Source organism: Sedimenticola selenatireducens (genome assembly GCF_963675335.2).
GTDB lineage: Bacteria > Pseudomonadota > Gammaproteobacteria > Chromatiales > Chromatiaceae > Sedimenticola > Sedimenticola selenatireducens.
On record NZ_CAXXYC010000004.1, the window covers coordinates 877,086 to 899,488 of the forward strand.

Consider the following 22,403-nt stretch of genomic DNA (forward strand, 5'->3'; position numbering starts at 1 on the left):
GCTGATGCCGTCTGAATACTCTCAGCATCGGTAATAAAGACCGGGACAATCGATAAAAGTTTCCACCTTTCAAAAAATATTCATATCAACCGGGCTACCGGCTCTCGTGGTGCCGCCTGTGCACACCTCTCGACTGCCATTCTGTGCTTAAATAGTGCTGCAGAAAAAACAACACGGGATGAAGGTTTATGAATCGTAGAAGTACCACCACACTATTCGCCCTGATCACGCTGATCCTCATCCCTTTAATCCAGCCCGTTAAGGCAGGCTGGGACCCGCGCGAAGAGCGCGGCTCCAGCAACAGCAACACCGGCAACCGCTCGGTGGATGAAGCAATCAACCGCCTCAAGACCAAGGACCCCAGCCTGAAGCTGTTTTTCAGCAAGGCCTACGGCTATGCCATATTTCCCACGGTCGGTAAGGCCGGCATGGGACTCGGGGGAGCCTACGGCGAGGGCGAAGTCTATCGGCAGGGGCGGTTCATCGGCACCTCCAGCCTCTCCCAGTTAACTATCGGATTCCAGCTTGGCGGACAGGCCTATACCGAGATCATCTTCTTCAAGGACAAACATTCGCTGGATGACTTCACCAGCGGAAACTTTGAATTCAACGCCCAGGCATCCGCCGTGGCGGTGACCGCGGGCGCTTCCGCCGACGCGGACTATGACAACGGCGTCGCCATCTTTACCATGCCCAAGGGCGGCCTGATGTATGAGGCCACCATCGGCGGACAGAAATTCAGCTTCGATCCGGCACGCTAGTTGGTGCCTGTGCATGCCGCCGAACAACGGCGCTCCCGCTCATCGACCGGCTCTTGGGCCCCAAAGCGCGCCATCCCCGCCACCATCTTGGCGGCGCCCGCTGGGCTCGGCTCATTTAGCAGGCCTCTGCGGTATGCATCGACCTTTATATACGGCTTTCCACCCGCACCATCCACGGATATAAAAAAGCCTATGTCCCAATTAGTTGTTGGTGTTGTTTTGGCTTAGCTTGGCGATTCTCCCGGTAGGAGCGGTGCCTCGCCGCCAATTCGGCCCGTGGCGGGCCTCCTACAGGTTAAACCCCTCCCCGGCGGCCAAGCGTAGCGGTAGGAGTGGCTTCAGCCGCGAATTTCGCGGATAAATCCGCTCCTACAAAATCGCCACTTCTCAGGCAACAGTTAACTGGGACAGAGCCTAAAAAAAGCCCCATGGCAATTGCCATGGGGCCTCTATATGGTGGCTACGGGTGGAATTGAACCACCGACCTACGGGTTATGAGTCCGTCGCTCTAACCGACTGAGCTACGTAGCCAGAAGGCGGGGAAATATACCGGGGCTTCCCCCACCTGTCAATTCAAAACATGCCATTAGTAGCTGCAGTCTGAAATAACGCAGCCTATCTTACTGATAAACTTAGATTTTGACAGGTCACACCCAGAGCAGGCGCTGATTGCCATGGCGGACGCTTTCATACGTTGAATCGGAAGTGAATCACATCGCCGTCCTGCACCACATAATCCTTTCCCTCCAGCCGTAACTTGCCGGCTTCCTTGGCCCCCTGTTCACCGTGACAGGCGATGAAGTCGTCATAGGCAATCACTTCGGCGCGGATGAACCCCCGCTCAAAGTCCGTATGAATCACGCCAGCCGCCTGAGGTGCCGTGGCGCCCACAGGAATGGTCCAGGCTCGCACCTCTTTTACGCCGGCCGTGAAATAGGTTTCCAACCCAAGCAGGCTGTAACCGGCGCGCACCACCCGATCCAGACCCGGCTCTTCCAGCCCCATGTCGGCGAGAAACTCCTGCCGCTCTGCATCATCGAGTTCCGCCAGTTCCGCCTCGATAGCAGCGCAAACGGCGACCACGCCAGCGCCTTCACGCTCCGCCAGCGCCTCCACCGCGGTCAATAGCGGGTTGTCGACAAACCCATTGTCGGCCACGTTGGCGATATAAAGGGTTGGCTTGATAGTCAGCAGGTGCAGATCACGTAAGGCCTGCCTCTGATCCCGGCTAAGCGCCATGGAGCGTACCGGCTCACCCGTATCCAGGTGCGCCTTGACCGCCTCCAGCAGCTCTTTCTGTGACAGCACCTGCTTGTCCCCGGTCCGGGCCTGTTTCACCACCTTCAGCAGCGCCTTCTCCACCGACTCCATATCGGCCAGTGCCAGTTCGGTATTGATGATCTCAATATCCGACAGCGGGTCGATCTTGCCTGCGACATGGACCACATCATCATCTTCAAAACAGCGCACAACGTGGCAGATGGCGTCCGTCTCGCGGATATTGGCGAGAAACTTGTTGCCCAGCCCTTCCCCCCTGGAAGCGCCCTCCACCAGCCCGGCAATATCGACAAACTGCATGGTGGTCGGAATGATATTCTGCGGTTTGACGATCTTCGCCAGCTCGTTCTGCCTGGGATCGGCTACCGGGACCACGCCGACATTGGGATCAATGGTACAAAAAGGATAGTTTTCAGCCGCGATAGTGGCTTGTGTCAACGCATTGAAAAGCGTCGATTTGCCCACATTCGGCAAGCCGACGATGCCACATTTAAAACCCATGCTGTGTTGCCCCGACAGAAAAAGGGCAAGGATAGGGTAATTGACGGTGAGTTTCTAGCCTATAGCGGCTGTTTAAGCCGCATCAGACGATAAAAACAGGGCATTTCCGGTATTCCACCAAGTATCGGATAGGCAGCGCGTTATACCTTGCCCATGCAGTCGTTCAGACAACCACAAACAGCCTATCCAAGCTGGCAATCTGCAGAATCTCCCTGACGGCGTCGCTGGGATTGACCAGGGAGACCGGCTTTTCTCCGCAAGCATGCTCCTTGAGCTGTAGCAGCATGCCCATGGAAGAGCTGTCCATATACTCTGTAGCTGAAAGGTCGACCGTAAATTTCCACTCACCTTTAGGGAACTGCTCATATGCCGATGAGAATTCATGATGACTGGAGAAATCAAATCGCCCGGTCACTTTGAGCAGAACTTGTTGCTCGTCATTTGAATCTACCACGACAATGCCCATTAACCGTTCCTCCTGGCAGCACCAAACCGTTGTGCTTAGCAGCACAATATTACCCGCTTAAAAAGGCCACCAACAGCCGTGGTAATCTTTTACCCGCCTTGGCGGACGCGCATCAGCAGCTCCCTGGCAAGCTGCCTGAAATCGGCAACGGATCGACTGCTGGGGCGGTACTCAAAAACCGTTCTGCCGATGCTTCTGGATTCGTTGATCAGATCGGACTGACAAATCACGGATTTTAAAAAGTGGCCCGGCGCAAGGCTGGAAAACTTTGACGCTGCGGCACCAGTTAAGCGACGTCGCGACGGTATGCGATTCATCAGCACGGCATAGTCAAGCGCCCGCCCCCTGCTGGCACCAAACCGCCGGACCGTCTCCAGCAGATGCGGTAGACCGGCCGCCCCGACCTCGTCCCCGGTCACCGGCATCAGCGCCATATCCACCCCCAGCAGTGCATTCGCCGTAAGCAGTCCGGATCGGGAGGGGCAATCAAAAATCATGAACTCCTGGTCGACCATCCCCCTGGCCAGGGCCTGTTGCAGCAACAGCCCCCGCTGTATTCCGGTTTGTCCGTGTTCCTGTTCGAGCTCCCCCAACCTGACGCCAGCCGGGAGCAGATGCAGTTCATTCCGGGTGCTGATCGCCACAGACTCCATATCGAGAGCCTCCAGTAACACCTGGTCGATACCCTGAGTGGGCTGCCTGAACAGTCCCAGCCCTGCCGACAGGTCACCGGCAGGATCAAAATCCACCAGTGTCACCTGGTGGCCGGCCAACGCAAGGGCATGCCCAAGATTTATTGTTATGGCCGTCTTACCGGCATCTTTCTGGTTGTTAAAAACGGCAATGGTGTACATGCTTATTCCACTTTCATGGTGACTGTAGCACGAGCTTTCGAAAGATACTGTTCCAATCCCGGGATCTTAACAAATGCTCGCCCCACAGGCTTTATCCAGATCATGCCCTGCTGATACGAGTTGAGCAGCAGCACCTGTTGCCACGGCGAACGGCCCGTGGACGGGGCATGCGGAATCAAGACAAAAAGGAGTGGAAGAGTCGGATGGTAATAAAAGGTACAGATAAACGGCTGGTGCCCAAGCAAAAAAGCCGCCTCTGGTCACTTCTTTTCATTCAGCAGGTTCCTTACACCCTCCACCAGGACGGTAAGGTCATTCAGTGGTTTGAGATACACATGCTCTGCTGTGATGCCCTGCTGCTTTAAGGTATCGGTAAGATGAAACTCGACCGACCCGGTATGTATCAGGAAACGTAGGTTTTCCATCAGCCGGGCCGCCTTGACGATGAATACATCACCACTTTCACCGGGCAGTCGCATGTCCACAATCGCCAGGTCAAACCGCTCTTGGTGCAGCATTTCCAGGGCCTCCTCTGCACTCTCCGCTGAATCGACCACATAGTCATAGTCCTCAAGAAATGCACAAAGGCTCTCCCTGATGGATGCCTCGTCATCAATAACCAGAATGCGAAACGGTTCAGACAACGCCGACGACCCCCTTGTTGCTCATCCGCTCGGCCACGTAGGCCTCGAACTGCTCTACCGGCAGTGGCTTGCTGAAATAGTAGCCCTGATATTGACCACACCCCTTTGCCTGCAGGAATTCCAGCTGTCCCTGGGTTTCAACACCCTCGGCAATCACCTCAAGCCCCAGATGATCGGCAATGGCGATGATGGTATCGACAATCGCCGCGTTACTCTCATCCTCCGTCACCTCTTCAACGAAACTTCGGTCAATTTTTAGAATATCCAGGGGCAGTCTCTTAAGATACGCGAGAGAAGAATAGCCGGTACCAAAATCATCAACGGATATTTTCACACCAAGCAATTTAAAGGAGGCCATCTTCTCCACCGTGTCGGCGACGTTGTCAATCACCACACCCTCTGTCAGCTCCAGGCCGAGTCGCCCCGGATCAGCCCCGGTATCCGCCAGAATCCGTTCCACCTGCCCCGGAAAATCCGGCTGTCTAAACTGCCAGGGACTCACGTTAACGGCAATATGACCCAGGGACCCTGCCAGCTCACTATCACTCCAGCGCGCGATCAACCGACAGGCCGTGCGCAGCACCCAGTCGCCGATGGGCAGAATCAGTCCGGTCTCCTCGGCAACCGGAATAAACCGGTCAGGCATGATCAGTCCATGCTCCGGATGTTCCCAGCGCAACAATCCCTCAGCCCCGCACACCGCCCCCATAGCATTGATCTGGGGCTGAAAAAACAGTTTTAGCTGATTGCGCGCTATCGCCAGCCGCAGTTCCTTCTCCAGGCCCAATCGCTCGTCGGCCTCTGCCTGCATTCCCGGCAGGAAAAAACGTATGGCATTTCTTCCTGACAGCTTGGCCTGGTACATCGCGGTATCACCATGTTTCAGGACCGTATCCGCATCTTCCTCCTGTATCGGGAACAGGGTGATTCCGATGCTGGGGGTAATGTAGAGCTCATGATCACGGATACGAATCGGGAGCGAAAGCAGATGCCGTATTTTCTCCGCAATACCCTGCGCCTTTCTTGCCGTGGCCTGGGTATCACTGCCTACATCCGTCAACAACACAACAAACTCGTCGCCGCCGATCCTTGCCACCGTATCCTCTTCACGCAGGATGCTGGCCAGACGTTCCGCAACCTCACACAACAGCTGGTCGCCCACGCCATGACCGAGTGAATCATTAATCGTTTTGAAACGATCCAGATCGATCAGTAGCAGCGCGCCTTCGTAGCCGCGACGCCGGGAACGATTTAGCGTCAGCTCAAGGCGGTCCAGCAACAGGCTCCGGTTCGGCAAATTGGTAAGGCTATCGTGATACGCCTGATGCTCGATTTTCGCCTCCGCCTGCTTACGTTCAGTCACATCGCGGAATACGCCGTAAATACGCCCTTCACCAGACTGCGACTGTTCACGGGTTGCGGTGATGGCACAGGGCCGCCTTGAGCCGTCACGGCTCACCAGCAGCGCCTCAAAGTCGCTCACCATGCCGACCTGCTCAAGCCGGTCGAGCATCCTGTCGCAGTGAGCGGGATCGGCAAAATAATCCCACAGCCGGCAGCCCAGCATCCGCTCCCGTTGATAATTAAGATTATTGACGATAGACGGTGATAGCTCTTCAACAAGCCCATTGAGATCTACCTGGAAATAGACATCGGTAAGACTCTCAAATATTGAGCGGTACTTCTCTTCGCTCCGTGTCAGTTGCCTGTTCGCCTCCCGCAACTCCTCATTGGCTTGCTGTAGTTCTGCCGTCCGTTTCCTGACCTGATCTTCCAGATGCTGCTGGTAGGCCCGGTTCTCCCGGCTCAACCGACTCCGTTCCAAATTTTTCTTCACCGCATGCAGCAGTACCGAGAGATCCTGAACCGGTTTTAGCATGTAGTCCCAGGCGCCCAGGTGTAGCGCCTGTATCACATCGCCAATCACCCCCGTACCGGATACGACGATGATTGGAGTATCAGGCGCATTACTCACTACATAGTCCAGCACCTGGAGTCCATCCACTTCCGGCATCCGCAGATCAACCAGCACAAGATCAGGATTTTGGGATTCGAACAACGCTATGCCAACTCTACCGTTCTCCGCCTCCAGCACCCTATATCCGTAATCTTCAAGATAGAGATGGAAGCTCTCCCGGATCGCCTGCTCATCGTCGATCGTCAGGATAGTTGCAATGCCGACGGGATCAACACTCATAGAGAATGTCCCGACAATGCCCACCCGTGGACAGGCCAGATGCAGACAAGATGGTTGTACTGATCAAAATGCGCTTCCCCGAGGCATTCCCCTGACCAAGATTATTCAGGTGAAATACCAGCATGCATTAATATCGAACCGGATGTAACGGCAGACTTGTCGTCACATCGGCATGAACAAGAACCTGTATCACCATATCTCGACCCAGGCCGAGAAACCTTTAAGGAACATTAAACCTATAAATCAAGATGTAATTGACAACTTATTGATAATATTAAGCATAAAGACCAGCAACCACTATCCGTCCCAGACTAAAACAGCGATCGTGCATACCTGTGATCGCTTATTACAACCAGGCTGGCGGGGACAAATCAGAAACCGCAGGCATCTCACCCAATAGGGCTGACCTCTGCAGTACACGTCCATTCCTGGACAAAACCACTCCCGCATATCCCCGGCTTGGCAGTAGCATTATAGACAATACGTACCCATCAAACCGACCGGCAACAAAAAAGGCCGGGCGATGATGATCATCGCCCGGCCTTTGGTTCTGCTGGTTATTTCTTTCTTTCCAGCGTCTCCTTGATTACTTCTTCAGCGACGTTTCTGGGACAGGGCAGATAATGCGAGAACTCCATCGAGAACTGGCCACGCCCGGAGGTCATGGTACGCAGATCACCGATATAGCCAAACATCTCGCTCAATGGCGCCTCGGCCTTGATACGAATACCGGTGGCGGCCGTATCCTGGGACTTAATCATGCCACGACGACGATTCAGGTCACCGATCACATCACCAACATGATCTTCCGGGGTGTAAACATCCACTTTCATGATCGGCTCGATCAACTGCGGTGCAGCCTTCGGGATGGACTGGCGGTAAGCGCCCTTGGCGGCAATCTCAAACGCGATAGCGGAAGAGTCAACCGCATGGAAGCCACCATCCACCAACGTGACCTTGACATCCAGGCAGGGGAAACCGGCCAGAACACCCTTGTCCATGCTGGTCGCAAAGCCCTTCTGGATGGCCGGCCAGTACTCCTTTGGCACATTACCACCCACAACCACAGACTCAAACTGGAAGCCACTGCCTGGCTCGCCCGGCTCAACGATGTAGTCGATCTTACCGAACTGACCGGAACCACCGGACTGCTTCTTGTGGGTATAACTGTCTTCCACACGCTGTGTGATGGTTTCACGATAGGCCACCTGGGGCTTACCGACACTGACATCCACGCCATGGGTACGACGCAGGATATCGATCTTGATATCAAGATGCAGCTCACCCATACCCTTCAGGATGGTCTCACCACTCTCTTCGTCGGTCTCGACATAGAACGAGGGATCCTCCTGGACCATCTTGTTCAGGGCAATGCCCATCTTCTCGACGGCTGCCTTATCCTTAGGCGCAATGGCAATCGCGATAACGGGATCCGGGAACACCATCGGTTCAAGAGTGGCGGGGTTCTTTGGATCACACAGGGTGTGACCGGTTTTCACATTCTTCATACCAACGACGGCGACGATGTCACCGGCCTGGGCACGGGTCAGCTCTTCACGGGAGTCGGCATGCATCTCCACGATACGACCGATACGCTCGGTCTTTCCGGTGAAGGAGTTCATCACCGTCATACCCTTTTCCAGCACACCGGAATAGATGCGAACAAAGGTCAGGGCGCCAAAACGGTCATCCATAATCTTGAATGCCAGGGCGCGCAGCGGCGCATCGGGAGTAACGATAGCGAACTTACCGGTCTCGTTACCTTCCAGGTCCACCTCAGGCTGGGGGTCAACTTCCTGTGGGTTGGGCAAATAGTCCACCACAGCATCCAGAATCAACTGCATACCCTTGTTCTTGAACGCTGAGCCGCAGTAGGTCGGGAAGAAGTCCAGCTTGATGGTACCCTTGCGGATGCAGCGCTTGAGGTCTTCAATGGAAGGCTCCTCGCCATCCAGGTACTTCTCCATCAGGTCGTCGTCCTGCTCGACAGCGGTCTCGACCAGCATCTCGCGATACTCTTCAACCTTGTCGACCATATCCGCAGGAACATCCTGCAACTCGTAATTCAGCGGATCGCCGCTCTCGTCCCACACCCACGCCTTGCGGGTCAGCAGATCGACCACGCCCTTGAGCTGATCTTCGACGCCGATCGGCAATACCATAACGAGCGGATTGGCACCCAAAACATCCTTGACCTGTTTGACCACGCGATAGAAATCGGCGCCCAGACGATCGAGCTTGTTGACGAAGATGATACGTGCCACTTCGGAGTCATTGGCATAACGCCAGTTGGTCTCGGACTGAGGCTCAACACCACCAGAGCCGCAGAATACGCCAACGCCACCATCGAGTACCTTCAGGGAACGGTACACCTCAATAGTGAAATCCACGTGTCCCGGGGTATCGATGACGTTGAAGCGGTGATCCTTCCAGAAACAGGAGGTGGCAGCAGACTGGATGGTAATACCGCGCTCGGACTCCTGATCCATAAAGTCCATGGTGGACTCACCGTCATGCACCTCACCGAGCTTATGGATCTTACCTGTCAGCTTCAGGATGCGCTCGGTGGTGGTTGTTTTACCAGCATCTACGTGAGCGAAGATACCGATATTTCGGTAAAGGCTTAGATCTGTCATGTTCGTACTCTAGAGTTAGACATTAAATTTAGTATCCGGCGACCACCAATACAGATTACCCAGGAAGCATGAATGCCAGGGACTTTACCCCTCCACACAAACAACCCCATCTGAGTCATTGGCCCGGGCGATCTGCGGACCGACAACAATATGATCAACGTGCCAGATGCTGGTGGCAGCACGAGATGAATTGCCCAAACCTCTGCAATTAACGCAGCACAAGGCAACCCAGCCATAAATAGCCGGCTATTTTAACCCGAAATCCTGGCCGAGTGCTAAAGTTTCCTGCCTATTTTGAAAGATTTTTTCAACAGTATGCAGACCGCATACAGGCCGTCATCAACCAGGGCGGGCCGGCTGGCAGCGCAGCAAAACAACGGCAGCCCATTGTTTTTTAATGCGTTATCAATTCACCGGAATAAAAATGTGCTACCTGACACATAGGTTACAGACGATACCGGAGACATAGGTTACACATGACGGTATTTGGGAGGAATCTCAAATGCCCTGGAAAGAGTGTAACCGTATGGAAGAACGCCTTAGATTTGTTGCCCGTCTGCTTGACGGTGAAAAAATGGCTCCCCTTTGCCGGGAGTTCGGCATTTCCCGTAAAACAGGTTATAAGCTATTCAATCGCTATAAAAATGAAGGATTAGCAGGGCTGGAGGACCAAAGCAAACGCCCCTATCGGCATGCCAATAAATTACCCTTCCAAATTGAACGCGCCATTCTCAAGATCAAGACGGAACATAAGAGTTGGGGCGCACCTAAAATCCGCGAGAAACTGATTCGCCTTTATCCAATGATTCGGCCGCCAGCCAAGAGTACGGTCCATGCCGTGCTTGATCGACACGGCCTGGTCACACGCAGAAAACGGCACCACCCAAAGGCTCAAGGCACCTCGCTACGTGACAGTCAAACCCCCAATGGACTCTGGTGTGCCGATTTCAAGGGCGAATTCCTGTTAGGCAATCGCTGTTATTGCTATCCGCTAACCATGACGGATTACGCCTCACGATATCTACTATCCTGTGAAGGCTTGGAGTCCACCAAGGAAGTAGGCGCTTTTCCTGTCTTTGAGCGGACCTTTAAACAATTTGGCTTACCGCAGGCTATCCGCACCGATAACGGCGTGCCTTTCGCCTCGCCCAATGCGCTTTTTGGTCTGAGCCGACTCTCCGTCTGGTGGTTGCGCCTGGGCATCGCTATCGAGCGGATTCAGCCGGGACAACCGCAGCAGAACGGGCGGCATGAGCGCATGCATTTAACACTGAAGAAGGAGGCCACAAAGCCGCCTGCGTTCAATTTTCTTCAGCAGCAAGAACGATTTGACCAATTTTTAGAGGTCTACAATAACCAGCGCCCTCACCAGGCACTGGGCATGAAGTACCCCGGTGAGCTGTATACACCTTCCACCCGTGAATATCGCGTTCCCGAAGTACCTGAATACCCTTTTCATGATCGCACCGTAAAAATCACGAAGTGCGGACGTATCTGCATCGGCCGCCGAAAAATTAATCTCAGTACGGTGTTCGCCGGTCAATATGTGGGTATTCGCGAGGTCAGTGACAAAATTTGGCTTGTCAGCTTTATGAAATATGACTTAGGATTTTTTGATGAAAACGAAGAAAGGGTTGAGCCAGCGCCCAACCCTTTCTTGACCGAAGTGTTACCTATCTCTCCGGTATAAAGTGTGACCTATGTGCTCGGTACACACCAAAGGAATATGGAGCTGGCGACAGGAGTCGAACCCGCGACCTGCTGATTACAAATCAGCTGCTCTACCAACTGAGCTACGCCAGCCAAAATTTCGAGGGCCTATTCTAGAAGATCCCACCTGATGTGACAACGCGCGAGCAGGGATATTGTTCGTTTTTTATTGCCCCCTGGGACTCGCTGATTCTCGCGATTGCTCGGTTTACCCTGGACTGGTCCGAGCGATAATCCACCCAGTAGGTGGGAACCGTGATCAGTCTCGGCACCACGCTTGCAACATGCCCCTTGCTCGCGATCTCCTGCTGCCTGCTCTGGGCATTTTTCTTGTTGGAAAATACCCCCAAAGAGATGCCGTTTTTCTGGTCACCCTTAACAAACCGGCGGATATCCTGGATGCCACTCTCACGTAACTGCTTCACCTTTTCAATGGCCGCCTCCTGGCTCTGCATCGGGGGTATCATCACCCAGTAGCCGATCGGCTTCTCCATGGATTCCCGCCGCAGTGAAGTATCCATGCCCTGGCTTGCCAGGGATTCGGCAAGTGACCGCGCCTCGGCTCCCCGCTCAAACGGCCCAAAGGCGCCACACACCGGGGGCGTTGCCTTGGGTGTCGCCGGCATTGTAGTCTCCGGTTCCGCGGGCGGATTATCCTGATCCTCTATCACGGCGGATTTCGGCGAACCATCCAGAGCTTGCTTCGCCACTGAATCGCTCTCCTGTCGCGCCTCGGTCGCCGGAACAGGGGGTACCTCCTGTTGTTCAACCCGTTCTTCTGCCGGCACGACCTCAGCCGTGTCGCTCCCGGGATCGGCCGTTATTTTACCCGCATCGGGCATTGATGCTTCTGCCGCCCGATCTTTAGCAGATTGAGCAAGGGGGGTGTCGACCTCCGCAAGCAATTGCAGATGTCCAATGCCAGGGCGTACCTTGGGGAAATTGACCGCTGCATCGGGATCTCGCTGTAAACCCCAGCCAAGAAGTGCCAGGTTTACCAATACCAGAAGAGTGAAGAGCCATTTCATCGCGCTTAGCCCGCCGCCGTCTCTGCTATCGCAACCAGCCCCTTCATAACCAGCTCATGGTCAATCTGAAAGGAAATAGCCAACTGCATTGAGATGCGTTCGGCATCACTTCCAGTGAGAAGCAGCCTCGGGGATTCATCACAAAAGGCCGCCGCCTGATGCATGCTTCTTTCGATCAGCGCGGCTGCCGAGTTGACGGCCGCGGAGGCCACCGCGGAAGCGGTATCCCTGGCAAACAGGGTGTCGACCGATACATTGACGACCCGGGGTATCCGCGTCTGATGGAGCAGTGATTCCCGCATCAGATCGAGACCCGGCAGGATCATTCCGCCATGATGCCTGCCGCCACTGTCCATCAGGTCCACGGTGATCGCAGTACCGCAGTCCACAATGCAGGCCGCCCTGTGTTCCTGCCTGCGAACCGCCAGCAGTGTCAGCCAGCGATCAACTCCCAGCTGGCCGGGATCAAGGTAACCATTGATCACACCCCATCCTTGCGCAACGGGCCGAACCACCTGAGGGGTTCTGCCCCACCTGCCCTGCATCCAACTTATCAAACCGGACTCCAGTTCAGCGCCGGCCACATTGGCAAGAAATATTTTATCGGGGGGAGGAATATCAGCCCAGCAATGGGTCGCCAGGAGATCACTCGTAATACCGCGATGCTTTTTTGCCGTGACAGGCGACCGCCGCCCCGCCTGGAGCAGTGACCACTTAAGGTTGGTGTTACCGATATCGATGAGTAATATGTTGTCGCTTTTCATAAAGCATCCGTTCAACTTACCGCCGATTCAGGCCGGTCGAAGCGAAACCTCACCACCATGGTATGCGCGCACGCCCTCGGCAGTCTCCAGCAGCAGCGCCCCGCTTGACTCCACACCTCGATGTATCCCTTCGATCTGCCGCGCGCCCAACTGTAAAAACACCCGCTTTCCGTCATAGAGGTCGTATTGACGCCATTCCGAAATCATCGCGTTAAACCCCTGCTCTTCAAACTGTGACAGTACAGTCACCAGATTATCCAGCAGCGCGGCTACTATCCGATTGCGGGAGAGCGCCTCCCCACCAGGCACCCGCGCGAGACTCACCCACGGCTGGTCGATCGACTCCCCTTCGGCCTCCGTAAGCCGCACATTCATACCCAGACCGAGCACAACGCGACTTGGTCCGCTCTGTTCGCCGGTTACCTCTAGCAGTAGCCCTGCCAGCTTTCGGTCACCGCACAGGATATCATTGGGCCACTTCAAGCCGATATCACTGACCCCTAGCTGGCGTAAAGCCCGAATCACCGCCAGGCCTGCCGCCAGACTGATGCCGGACAATGCCGCCGGTGCCAGTCCATACGCCCAGAACAGAGACAGGTAGATGTTGCTTCCAAATGGCGAAACCCAGTGGCGGCCGCGCCGTCCCCGGCCTTCGCTCTGCCGCTCGGCGAGGCAGACGTGTCCGGATTGCAGCACAGCCGAAGCCTGTTCCATGAGGTAACTGTTGGTTGACGTGATCGTGTCATGTATCTCGATATGACTTATCCAGTCATGGCTGGTATTCGCCAGTAACGAGCGGATACGATCTGCATCCAGCAGCTCCAGTTTCTCCGGTAATTTGTAACCACGGCCACGCACCGAATGGATATTCAGGCCAAGCTGGTCACGCAGTATACCCAGTTGTTTCCATACGGCGGCCCGGCTCAGCCCCAGCCGCCCGGCCAGAGCCTCCCCGGAATGCCACTGGCCGTCCGCCAATAAATGCAAAAGCTGTCGGCGACTGTTCATCTCATACTCCACGGGCAATGCTTGTCATGCCTTGGCCTGCGTTCCAGACAGCCACCGTTGGCGACGTTCGAGCGCCCGTGCATCAACCCCATCCTTGAACCAGAGCTCACAGGTGTTGGCAACAGCGGGTAATGGAGTTACATCAAAACGCATCAACTCATCACGACGGAAAACCAGCACCTCGATCGGTGTGCCATTGATTGCCCGGGCAACAAGATTGTCCATGTTGGACTCTGTCACACGCAGGCCATCCATCGCAACGAAGACATCACCCGCTGAGATTCCGGCACGCTGCGCGGCACCCTGATCAAATACGTTGGAGATAACTACATCCCGCCCGTCAATCCGCGTGGCCACCCCCAGCACCAGTCGTGGCGGAGCAGACTCCTTGTCCTTTCCGGCAGTCTCCTTGATTCCCCCCTGGTCTGATGATCCGCTAGCGGGCCGCAAGCTGAACCCGATACCGACCTGATCCAGGTTGGCCGCGAGGTCCAGGTCATCGCAGCCGCGCACCGCAGCATCAAAATAGTCCTTCAGGTTGATGCCGGTAAAGCTCTCCACCACCCGCTCAATTTCATCCTCATCCAGCCCGATGTCACGCCGTCCATAACGGCTCCACAATTCCCGCATGATGTCATCCAGCGACAGCCTTTCGTCTGTTTTACTTCGGATAATCTGATCCAGAACCAGCGCTATCAATGCGCCCTTGGTGTAATAGCTGACGACGGCATTGGGTGCATTTTCATCCTGCTTGTAAAATTTGCTCCAGGCATCAAAACTGGATTCCGCCACGGATTGTTTCAGTCGACCGGTACCCCGATAGACCCGGCTAACAGTCCTTGCCACTAATTCGAGATAACCGCGTTGGTCAATACAGCCCGATCTCACCAGCGCAAGATCATCATAGTATGAGGTAACCCCCTCAAAGAACCACAGCAGCGAGGTATAAGCCTCTCGTGTCAGATCCGCCTGTTTTAATATCAACGGGCGAATGCGTTTGACATTCCACAAATGGAAATATTCATGACTGCAGAGCCCGAGAAACTGGCGATAGCCGTCGCTCATTTCTGTCACGCGTTTTTGCGGTAAATCATCACGCTTGCAGATCAGCGCGGTAGAACTCCTGTGCTCAAGTCCACCATAACCTTCACCCACCGCCATCACCAGAAACAAGTAGCGCTCCATTTCCGGCAGCTCACCAAAAAGCTGCACATGCTGACTGCAGACCCGTTGAAGATCAAAACAGATACGCTCCATGTCAGCATAGTGTTTACCGGTAATCACCACTTCATGGGGAACGCCGGCCACTTCAAATACGGCATGGGTAAATCGGCCCATCTCTACCGGGTGGTCGATCAGTTCTTCGTAGCTGCTTGCGCCATATACTCCGAATGCGAGATGCCGGGCGCCGCAGGAAGTCAGGGTCGTAGCCAGGCGCCAATCAGCATAAATATCACCATCCGGTGGCCTGATATCCACCAGGCAAGCCTGATCTTCCTGACCATGTACCCGGAGAAACACACTGGTTCCATTAAAGAAGCCGTGCGTGGTATCCAGATGAGCACCGCGCACCGATAGATCCCATGCATAAACCTGATAGCGGACCTTTATTGGGCCTTTGCACGCAGGCAGCCGCCAGGTCTGTTTATCCAGCTTAACCGCATCCAGCCGCGTCTCACCACAGTACACACTCAGCGAAACTATATTTCTGGCAAAGTCCCGGATCATGTAACTGCCGGGTATCCAGGCGGGCAATGAAACCAGCTGCCCTTCCGGGTCAGGATTCTGAATGGCGAGATCTACCTGAAACTGATGGGACTCTGGAGAAAATGCCTTGATTGTGTAGTCGATCATTTAGTTTTGGCTCGTGGCAATCCTTGCAGCACTCTACCAAATTAAGCGCTTAAAGAAGAGCCGGTAATGGAGGAATTTGGGGAATAAAAAAACCCCATCCGATCACTCGGATGGGGTTTTGGGAATAAAGCTTGGCAGTGACCTACTTTCACATGGGGAGGCCCCACACTATCATCGGCGATACACCGTTTCACTTCTGAGTTCGGGATGGGATCAGGTGGTTCCAGTGCTCTATGGCCGCCAAGCAAACTGTTGGCAAGCCGCTTGCGCGACTTTGCATGCATTCGGTATAGATTGTAAATAGTACATGGGTTGTTGCGTTCTTCACCAGCACCCAGCACAAAGTACTTGGGTGTTATATGGTCAAGCCTCACGGGCAATTAGTACTGGTTAGCTTCATACATTACTGCACTTCCACACCCAGCCTATCAACGTTGTAGTCTTCAACGGCCCTTCAGAGACCTTAAAGGTCTGGTGAGATCTAATCTTGGGAGGGGCTTCCCGCTTAGATGCTTTCAGCGGTTATCCTGTCCGAACATAGCTACCCGGCAATGCCACTGGCGTGACAACCGGAACACCAGAGGTTCGTCCACTCCGGTCCTCTCGTACTAGGAGCAGCTTCCCTCAAATCTCAAACGCCCACGGCAGATAGGGACCGAACTGTCTCACGACGTTCTAAACCCAGCTCGCGTACCACTTTAAATGGCGAACAGCCATACCCTTGGGACCGACTTCAGCCCCAGGATGTGATGAGCCGACATCGAGGTGCCAAACACCGCCGTCGATATGAACTCTTGGGCGGTATCAGCCTGTTATCCCCGGCGTACCTTTTATCCGTTGAGCGATGGCCCTTCCATACAGAGCCACCGGATCACTAGAACCTACTTTCGTACCTGCTCGACTTGTCTGTCTCGCAGTCAAGCACCCTTATGCTCTTGCACTCAATGCGCGATTTCCGACCGCGCTGAGGGTACCTTCGTGCTCCTCCGTTACTCTTTGGGAGGAGACCGCCCCAGTCAAACTACCCACCACACACTGTCCCCGACCCGGATAACGGGTCTGGGTTAGAACTCCAAACATACCAGGGTGGTATTTCAAGGTTGGCTCCACCAAGACTGGCGTCTCGGTTTCAAAGCCTCCCACCTATCCTACACAAGTAGGCTCAAAGTCCAGTGTGAAGCTGTAGTAAAGGTGCACGGGGTCTTTCCGTCTAGCCGCGGGTACGCTGCATCTTAACAGCGAGTTCAATTTCACTGAGTCTCTGGTGGAGACAGTGTGGCCATCATTACGCCATTCGTGCAGGTCGGAACTTACCCGACAAGGAATTTCGCTACCTTAGGACCGTTATAGTTACGGCCGCCGTTTACCGGGGCTTCGATCAAGAGCTTCTCCGAAGATAACCCCATCAATTAACCTTCCGGCACCGGGCAGGCGTCACACCCTATACGTCCACTTTCGTGTTTGCAGAGTGCTATGTTTTTAATAAACAGTTGCAGCCACCATTTTATTGCAACCTTCAATAGCTTAAAGAGTAAATCTCATCACCATCAAAGGCGTACCTTCTCCCGAAGTTACGGTACCATTTTGCCTAGTTCCTTCACCAGAGTTCTCTCAAGCGCCTTGGAATTCTCATCCAGCCCACCTGTGTCGGTTTGGAGTACGGTCTCTTATTACCTGAAGCTTAGAAGATTTTCCTGGAAGCAGGGCATCAACCACTTCACATCCAAAGATGCTTCGTCGTCACGTCTCAGGATTGTGAGTCCGGATTTGCCTAAACTCACTCCCTACTCGCTTAAACCGGGACAACCAACGCCCGGATGGCCTAGCCTTCTCCGTCTCTCCATCGCAGTAATAAGAGGTGCAGGAATATTAACCTGCTTCCCATCGATTACGCATTTCTGCCTCACCTTAGGGGCCGACTAACCCTGCGCCGATTAGCGTTGCGCAGGAAACCTTGGGCTTTCGGCGAGGGGGCCTCTCACCCCCTTTATCGTTACTCATGTCAGCATTCGCACTTCTGATACGTCCAGCATGCCTTACGACACACCTTCAACCGCTTACAGAACGCTCCTCTACCATGCGTGTAAACACGCATCCGCAGCTTCGGTACACATCTTAAGCCCCGTTAAATCTTCCGCGCAGGCCGACTCGACTAGTGAGCTATTACGCTTTCTTTAAAGGATGGCTGCTTCTAAGCCAACCTCCTAGCTGTCTGTGCCTTCCCACATCGTTTCCCACTGAGATGTGATTTTGGGACCTTAGCTGGCGGTCTGGGTTGTTTCCCTTTTGACGACGGACGTTAGCACCCGCCGTCTGTCTCCCATGATTGCACTTCGCGGTATTCGGAGTTTGCATCGGTTTGGTAAGTCGGGATGACCCCCTAGCCGAAACAGTGCTCTACCCCCGCGAGTGATACATGAGGCGCTACCTAAATAGCTTTCGAGGAGAACCAGCTATCTCCGAGCTTGATTAGCCTTTCACTCCGATCCACAGCTCATCCGAATCTTTTTCAACAGATCCCGGTTCGGGCCTCCAGTAGATGTTACTCCACCTTCACCCTGGCCATGGATAGATCGCCCGGTTTCGGGTCTACTCCCAGCAACTAAACGCCCTATTAAGACTCGGTTTCCCTACGCCTCCCCTATTCGGTTAAGCTTGCTACTGAGAAGTAAGTCGCTGACCCATTATACAAAAGGTACGCAGTCACCCCGAAGGGCTCCCACTGCTTGTACGCATACGGTTTCAGGTTCTATTTCACTCCCTTAAAAAGGGTTCTTTTCGCCTTTCCCTCACGGTACTGGTTCACTATCGGTCGGTAAGGAGTATTTAGCCTTGGAGGATGGTCCCCCCATGTTCAGACAGGATACCACGTGTCCCGCCCTACTCGATTTCACTGTTGAATAGTTTTCGTGTACGGGGCTATCACCCTGTATCGCCAAACTTTCCAGATTGTTCCACTAACAACATCAACAGCTTAAGGGCTAATCCCCGTTCGCTCGCCGCTACTAAGGGAATCTCGGTTGATTTCTTTTCCTCCGGGTACTTAGATGTTTCAGTTCCCCGGGTTCGCCTCTTACACCTATGTATTCAGTGCAAGATAACCTGCTTATACAGGCTGGGTTTCCCCATTCGGAAATCCACGGATCAAAGTCTGTTTGCTGACTCCCCGTGGCTTATCGCAAGCTACAACGTCCTTCATCGCCTCTTACCGCCTAGGCATCCACCATATGCGCTTATTCACTTGACCATATAACCCCAAAAACTCTGGAGCCATGGTGCTGGTTTATAAACTTGTTTGTTACGAATGCAACATACCCAAGTAACTAATTTTTCATGAGAAAAAATTAGTACTTATTGTTAGATAGATTCTTCCGTCACTCGCGTGACTTCAAAATCATCACCTATCTACAATCTATATCCGAATTGTTAAAGAGCATGCACTTCGTATAAATACAAAGTGGCGAACATCTCTGCTCGACACTTGATACTCATACCGGACACAAAGTTGGTGGAGCCAGGGAGGATCGAACTCCCGACCTCCTGCGTGCAAGGCAGGCGCTCTCCCAGCTGAGCTATGGCCCCGATAACCTCGTAATGAAAGTTTTTCGTTAATCAAGGCGAAGACTTGCGAAGCTTATAATCATAAGCGAGTAAGCCGACAACGCCGAGTAACGGAAAACTGGTGGGTCTGGGTGGATTCGAACCACCGACCTCACCCTTATCAGGGGTGCGCTCTAACCAACTGAGCTACAGACCCGTGTCCGTGCTACTTGATCAGGTAATTTGTGTGGGGGCTCCGACAGCGCTTCTTCCGCTATCTTAAAGGAGGTGATCCAGCCCCAGGTTCCCCTAGGGCTACCTTGTTACGACTTCACCCCAGTCATGAATCACAAAGTGGTAAGCGTCCTCCCGAAGGTTAGACTACCTACTTCTTTTGCAACCCACTCCCATGGTGTGACGGGCGGTGTGTACAAGGCCCGGGAACGTATTCACCGCGACATTCTGATTCGCGATTACTAGCGATTCCAACTTCACGGAGTCGAGTTGCAGACTCCGATCCGGACTACGACCGGTTTTGTGAGATTTGCTCCCCCTCGCGGGTTTGCGGCCCTCTGTACCGGCCATTGTAGCACGTGTGTAGCCCAGCCCATAAGGGCCATGATGACTTGACGTCATCCCCACCTTCCTCCGGTTTATCACCGGCAGTCCCCCTAGAGTTCCCACCATTACGTGCTGGCAACTAAGGGCAAGGGTTGCGCTCGTTACGGGACTTAACCCAACATCTCACGACACGAGCTGACGACAGCCATGCAGCACCTGTCTCTGCGTTCCCGAAGGCACCAATCTATCTCTAGAAAGTTCGCAGGATGTCAAGGGCTGGTAAGGTTCTTCGCGTTGCATCGAATTAAACCACATGCTCCACCGCTTGTGCGGGCCCCCGTCAATTCCTTTGAGTTTTAACCTTGCGGCCGTACTCCCCAGGCGGTCAACTTATCGCGTTAGCTACGTTACTAAGAGCCAAGATGCTCCCAACAACTAGTTGACATCGTTTACGGCGTGGACTACCAGGGTATCTAATCCTGTTTGCTACCCACGCTTTCGTACCTCAGCGTCAGTGTTGGTCCAGGAAGTCGCCTTCGCCACTGGTGTTCCTCCGGATATCTACGCATTTCACCGCTACACCCGGAATTCCACTTCCCTCTACCACACTCTAGTTCAGCAGTTTCAAATGCAGTTCCCAGGTTAAGCCCAGGGCTTTCACATCTGACTTACTAAACCGCCTACGCACGCTTTACGCCCAGTAATTCCGATTAACGCTCGCACCCTCTGTATTACCGCGGCTGCTGGCACAGAGTTAGCCGGTGCTTCTTCTAAAGTTAACGTCAAGACAGAAGGGTATTAGCCTTCCGCTTTTCTTCACAATTGAAAGTGCTTTACAACCCGCAGGCCTTCTTCACACACGCGGTATTGCTGGATCAGGCTTGCGCCCATTGTCCAATATTCCCCACTGCTGCCTCCCGTAGGAGTCTGGGCCGTGTCTCAGTCCCAGTGTGGCTGATCGTCCTCTCAGACCAGCTATGGATCGTCGCCTTGGTAGGCCATTACCCTACCAACTAGCTAATCCAACGCAAGCTCATCTAATAGCGTGAGGCCCGAAGGTCCCCCACTTTCCCCCGTAGGGCGTATGCGGTATTAGCTCGAGTTTCCCCGAGTTATCCCCCACTACTAGGCAGATTCTTACGCGTTACTCACCCGTCCGCCACTCGCCACCAAGAGAGCAAGCTCTCTCGTGCTGCCGTTCGACTTGCATGTGTTAAGCATACCGCCAGCGTTCAATCTGAGCCAGGATCAAACTCTTCACTTGAAGTGTTTTAGTCACTTTGTGGGTGACAAATCCGTGCTCGACATTACGTCTAAAAAAAGGAATTTCTTTTAGATGCTTCGTCGAAATTTTTGGCTTCAAAAGCCACCGACGGAGCACCCACACAAATTACCTAACCTGATTGTTAAAGAGCTGGCCAAACTTTCATCCGACCGAGACAGTCAATTATGAATGCCTCCGATTTTTAAGTCAATAACCTAGACCAAAAATCCTTCCCGCTTAGCAGCCCCGAGCACGTCGTTACCCCCAAGCGAGGCGCGTATTCTACGCCTCATTCCGAACAGGTCAAGCACTAATTTCAACCTTTTCGAACCACCCACTCCCTGGCGTTTCGCCCGTCAGATCCGCCGCCTCAACGACCACTTCTCCTCCGAACGAGCGGCGCATTATACGCACTCCCATTCAACACGCAAGACCTAATTTGAACTTTTTGTGACAACGCTTCATGACCCGTAAATGACCACCTGGATTCACACCAGATACACCTTCACAAAACGCCTACCGAATAACACAAAATGGCTTTTTTACGTCTGAAGAGATCGGAACTCCGCTACAAACCAAACCACAGAAGTGCCATCATCAGAGATGGAAATACAAAACCCCGAACAAAGGCGCGCAGATTGATGACCGTCGCACCCAGGATCATAGCGGCGACCTAGCGGGGAGTCTAAGGGAAACATTGAATGCCAATATCGGCAGCGCAGCCATCATCGAGCCACACCGACACCGTGACGCATCGACTGGGTAGTTTCTTATCGAAGATGTACGTGACTGGCACCAGCGTGATGTCAGGCCAGAATATCACCGACGCCCTGCGGGACAGATACAGCAGTTCGGTAGTGTCAACAAACTCTACAGAAAGACCTGCAAGCATATTGGGCGATCTGAACGACCGCCAGGCTGACTACCTCAACCCCGCCGGCCGGCTGGCAGAATTAGTGGATGAATAATATCCCGAGACGTACCAGCAATGGGAAACTTCTACTGATAATGTATTAATAAAACAGTACTTCGGAGCACCCAGTAACCACAAAGTCATCACAAAGAAAAAAGCCCACCCCGGAAGGGGTGGGCTTGTTCCTTTAATTAAAGCTTGGCAGTGACCTACTTTCACATGGGGAGGCCCCACACTATCATCGGCGATACACCGTTTCACTTCTGAGTTCGGGATGGGATCAGGTGGTTCCAGTGCTCTATGGCCGCCAAGCAAACTGTTGGCAAGCCGCTTGCGCGACTTTGCATGCATTCGGTATAGATTGTAAATAGTACATGGGTTGTTGCGTTCTTCACCAGCACCCAGCACAAAGTACTTGGGTGTT

Annotated in this window: 13 protein-coding genes, 4 tRNA genes and 4 rRNA genes; 3 read left to right on the top strand and 18 right to left on the bottom strand. The window is 53.8% G+C overall.

All coding sequences use genetic code 11. The annotated features are described in order from the left end of the window. Positions 1 to 188: 188 nt before the first annotated feature. Positions 189 to 761 carry a lipid-binding SYLF domain-containing protein gene (locus tag ACHZBF_RS15215; RefSeq protein WP_273440769.1) on the top strand — a complete coding sequence of 191 codons (573 nt, stop codon included), beginning with the start codon at positions 189 to 191 and terminating at the stop codon, positions 759 to 761. A gap of 454 nt (positions 762 to 1,215) precedes the next feature. Here the strand turns inward: ACHZBF_RS15215 and ACHZBF_RS15220 are convergent. The 7 genes from ACHZBF_RS15220 to fusA all read right to left on the bottom strand — a co-directional run bounded on the left by ACHZBF_RS15220 (position 1,216) and on the right by fusA (position 9,337). After that, positions 1,216 to 1,292 (bottom strand) — tRNA-Met (locus ACHZBF_RS15220). Between the two features lie 156 nt (positions 1,293 to 1,448). Next, positions 1,449 to 2,540 (bottom strand): redox-regulated ATPase YchF, encoded by a 1,092-nt coding sequence (gene ychF, locus ACHZBF_RS15225; protein ID WP_029134272.1) that lies wholly within the window; start codon positions 2,538 to 2,540, stop codon positions 1,449 to 1,451. A 163-nt stretch (positions 2,541 to 2,703) separates the two neighbouring features. After that, positions 2,704 to 3,006 (bottom strand): STAS domain-containing protein, encoded by a 303-nt coding sequence (locus ACHZBF_RS15230; RefSeq protein WP_321528925.1) that lies wholly within the window; start codon positions 3,004 to 3,006, stop codon positions 2,704 to 2,706. A gap of 89 nt (positions 3,007 to 3,095) precedes the next feature. Then, the gene (locus ACHZBF_RS15235; RefSeq protein WP_321528926.1) at positions 3,096 to 3,860 is read right to left on the bottom strand and encodes a ParA family protein; all 765 of its coding nucleotides are present in this window, start codon (positions 3,858 to 3,860) and stop codon (positions 3,096 to 3,098) included. 260 nt (positions 3,861 to 4,120) lie between these two features. Then, a complete protein-coding gene (locus ACHZBF_RS15240; RefSeq protein WP_288108106.1) occupies positions 4,121 to 4,504 on the bottom strand; it encodes a response regulator in 384 nt (127 codons plus the stop codon). Then, on the bottom strand, positions 4,497 to 6,701 hold the full coding sequence (locus ACHZBF_RS15245) for a GGDEF/EAL domain-containing response regulator (protein ID WP_321528927.1): 2,205 nt from the start codon (positions 6,699 to 6,701) through the stop codon (positions 4,497 to 4,499). The genes ACHZBF_RS15240 and ACHZBF_RS15245 overlap by 8 nt, the downstream gene beginning before the upstream one ends. Positions 6,702 to 7,258: 557 nt before the next feature. Beyond that, positions 7,259 to 9,337 (bottom strand): elongation factor G, encoded by a 2,079-nt coding sequence (gene fusA / locus ACHZBF_RS15250; protein ID WP_029134277.1) that lies wholly within the window; start codon positions 9,335 to 9,337, stop codon positions 7,259 to 7,261. 526 nt (positions 9,338 to 9,863) lie between these two features. Between fusA and ACHZBF_RS15255 the strand changes: the two genes are divergently transcribed. Then, positions 9,864 to 11,027, top strand: coding sequence for an IS481 family transposase (locus ACHZBF_RS15255; protein WP_335342930.1), 1,164 nt, complete (start codon positions 9,864 to 9,866; stop codon positions 11,025 to 11,027). A 37-nt stretch (positions 11,028 to 11,064) separates the two neighbouring features. Here the strand turns inward: ACHZBF_RS15255 and ACHZBF_RS15260 are convergent. The 10 genes from ACHZBF_RS15260 to ACHZBF_RS15305 all read right to left on the bottom strand — a co-directional run bounded on the left by ACHZBF_RS15260 (position 11,065) and on the right by ACHZBF_RS15305 (position 21,066). Then, a tRNA-Thr gene (locus ACHZBF_RS15260) sits at positions 11,065 to 11,140 on the bottom strand. Between the two features lie 20 nt (positions 11,141 to 11,160). Further along, positions 11,161 to 12,075: an SPOR domain-containing protein gene (locus tag ACHZBF_RS15265; protein WP_321528928.1), complete on the bottom strand. Its 915-nt coding sequence runs from the start codon at positions 12,073 to 12,075 to the stop codon at positions 11,161 to 11,163. Positions 12,076 to 12,080: 5 nt separating this feature from the next. Then, positions 12,081 to 12,839 carry a type III pantothenate kinase gene (locus tag ACHZBF_RS15270; RefSeq protein ID WP_321528929.1) on the bottom strand — a complete coding sequence of 253 codons (759 nt, stop codon included), beginning with the start codon at positions 12,837 to 12,839 and terminating at the stop codon, positions 12,081 to 12,083. A 27-nt stretch (positions 12,840 to 12,866) separates the two neighbouring features. Next, entirely contained in the window at positions 12,867 to 13,847 is a 981-nt protein-coding gene (birA, locus tag ACHZBF_RS15275; RefSeq protein ID WP_029134280.1) for a bifunctional biotin--[acetyl-CoA-carboxylase] ligase/biotin operon repressor BirA, read from the bottom strand. 24 nt (positions 13,848 to 13,871) lie between these two features. Then, entirely contained in the window at positions 13,872 to 15,701 is a 1,830-nt protein-coding gene (locus ACHZBF_RS15280) for a M61 family metallopeptidase (protein WP_321528930.1), read from the bottom strand. Between the two features lie 129 nt (positions 15,702 to 15,830). Beyond that, a 5S ribosomal RNA gene (gene rrf, locus ACHZBF_RS15285) occupies positions 15,831 to 15,946 on the bottom strand. Between the two features lie 114 nt (positions 15,947 to 16,060). Next, positions 16,061 to 18,948 (bottom strand): 23S ribosomal RNA (locus ACHZBF_RS15290). Positions 18,949 to 19,207: 259 nt separating this feature from the next. After that, positions 19,208 to 19,283: transfer RNA gene (locus tag ACHZBF_RS15295), tRNA-Ala, on the bottom strand. Positions 19,284 to 19,381: 98 nt separating this feature from the next. Further along, positions 19,382 to 19,458: transfer RNA gene (locus ACHZBF_RS15300), tRNA-Ile, on the bottom strand. A gap of 64 nt (positions 19,459 to 19,522) precedes the next feature. Next, positions 19,523 to 21,066: ribosomal RNA gene (locus ACHZBF_RS15305) — 16S ribosomal RNA — on the bottom strand. A 701-nt stretch (positions 21,067 to 21,767) separates the two neighbouring features. Here ACHZBF_RS15305 and ACHZBF_RS15310 point away from each other — a divergent pair. After that, positions 21,768 to 22,034 carry a hypothetical protein gene (locus ACHZBF_RS15310; protein ID WP_321528931.1) on the top strand — a complete coding sequence of 89 codons (267 nt, stop codon included), beginning with the start codon at positions 21,768 to 21,770 and terminating at the stop codon, positions 22,032 to 22,034. Positions 22,035 to 22,175: 141 nt separating this feature from the next. On the opposite strand, the gene rrf (ACHZBF_RS15315) is transcribed toward ACHZBF_RS15310, so the two are convergent. After that, a 5S ribosomal RNA gene (gene rrf, locus ACHZBF_RS15315) occupies positions 22,176 to 22,291 on the bottom strand. The 16S, 23S and 5S rRNA genes sit together here with 2 tRNA genes alongside, the layout of an rRNA operon. Positions 22,292 to 22,403: the final 112 nt, after the last annotated feature.

Excerpts from the sequence above, each read along its gene's own strand:
- ACHZBF_RS15235 (WP_321528926.1), bottom strand. The coding sequence starts at position 3,860 with ATGTACACCATTGCCGTTTTTAACAACCAGAAAGATGCCGGTAAGACG.
- fusA (WP_029134277.1), bottom strand. The coding sequence starts at position 9,337 with ATGACAGATCTAAGCCTTTACCGAAATATCGGTATCTTCGCTCACGTA.
- ACHZBF_RS15215 (WP_273440769.1), top strand. The coding sequence starts at position 189 with ATGAATCGTAGAAGTACCACCACACTATTCGCCCTGATCACGCTGATC.
- ychF (WP_029134272.1), bottom strand. The coding sequence starts at position 2,540 with ATGGGTTTTAAATGTGGCATCGTCGGCTTGCCGAATGTGGGCAAATCG.
- ACHZBF_RS15255 (WP_335342930.1), top strand. The coding sequence starts at position 9,864 with ATGGAAGAACGCCTTAGATTTGTTGCCCGTCTGCTTGACGGTGAAAAA.
- ACHZBF_RS15280 (WP_321528930.1), bottom strand. The coding sequence starts at position 15,701 with ATGATCGACTACACAATCAAGGCATTTTCTCCAGAGTCCCATCAGTTT.
- ACHZBF_RS15245 (WP_321528927.1), bottom strand. The coding sequence starts at position 6,701 with ATGAGTGTTGATCCCGTCGGCATTGCAACTATCCTGACGATCGACGAT.
- birA (WP_029134280.1), bottom strand. The coding sequence starts at position 13,847 with ATGAACAGTCGCCGACAGCTTTTGCATTTATTGGCGGACGGCCAGTGG.
- ACHZBF_RS15310 (WP_321528931.1), top strand. The coding sequence starts at position 21,768 with ATGCCAATATCGGCAGCGCAGCCATCATCGAGCCACACCGACACCGTG.
- ACHZBF_RS15230 (WP_321528925.1), bottom strand. The coding sequence starts at position 3,006 with ATGGGCATTGTCGTGGTAGATTCAAATGACGAGCAACAAGTTCTGCTC.
- ACHZBF_RS15265 (WP_321528928.1), bottom strand. The coding sequence starts at position 12,075 with ATGAAATGGCTCTTCACTCTTCTGGTATTGGTAAACCTGGCACTTCTT.
- ACHZBF_RS15270 (WP_321528929.1), bottom strand. The coding sequence starts at position 12,839 with ATGAAAAGCGACAACATATTACTCATCGATATCGGTAACACCAACCTT.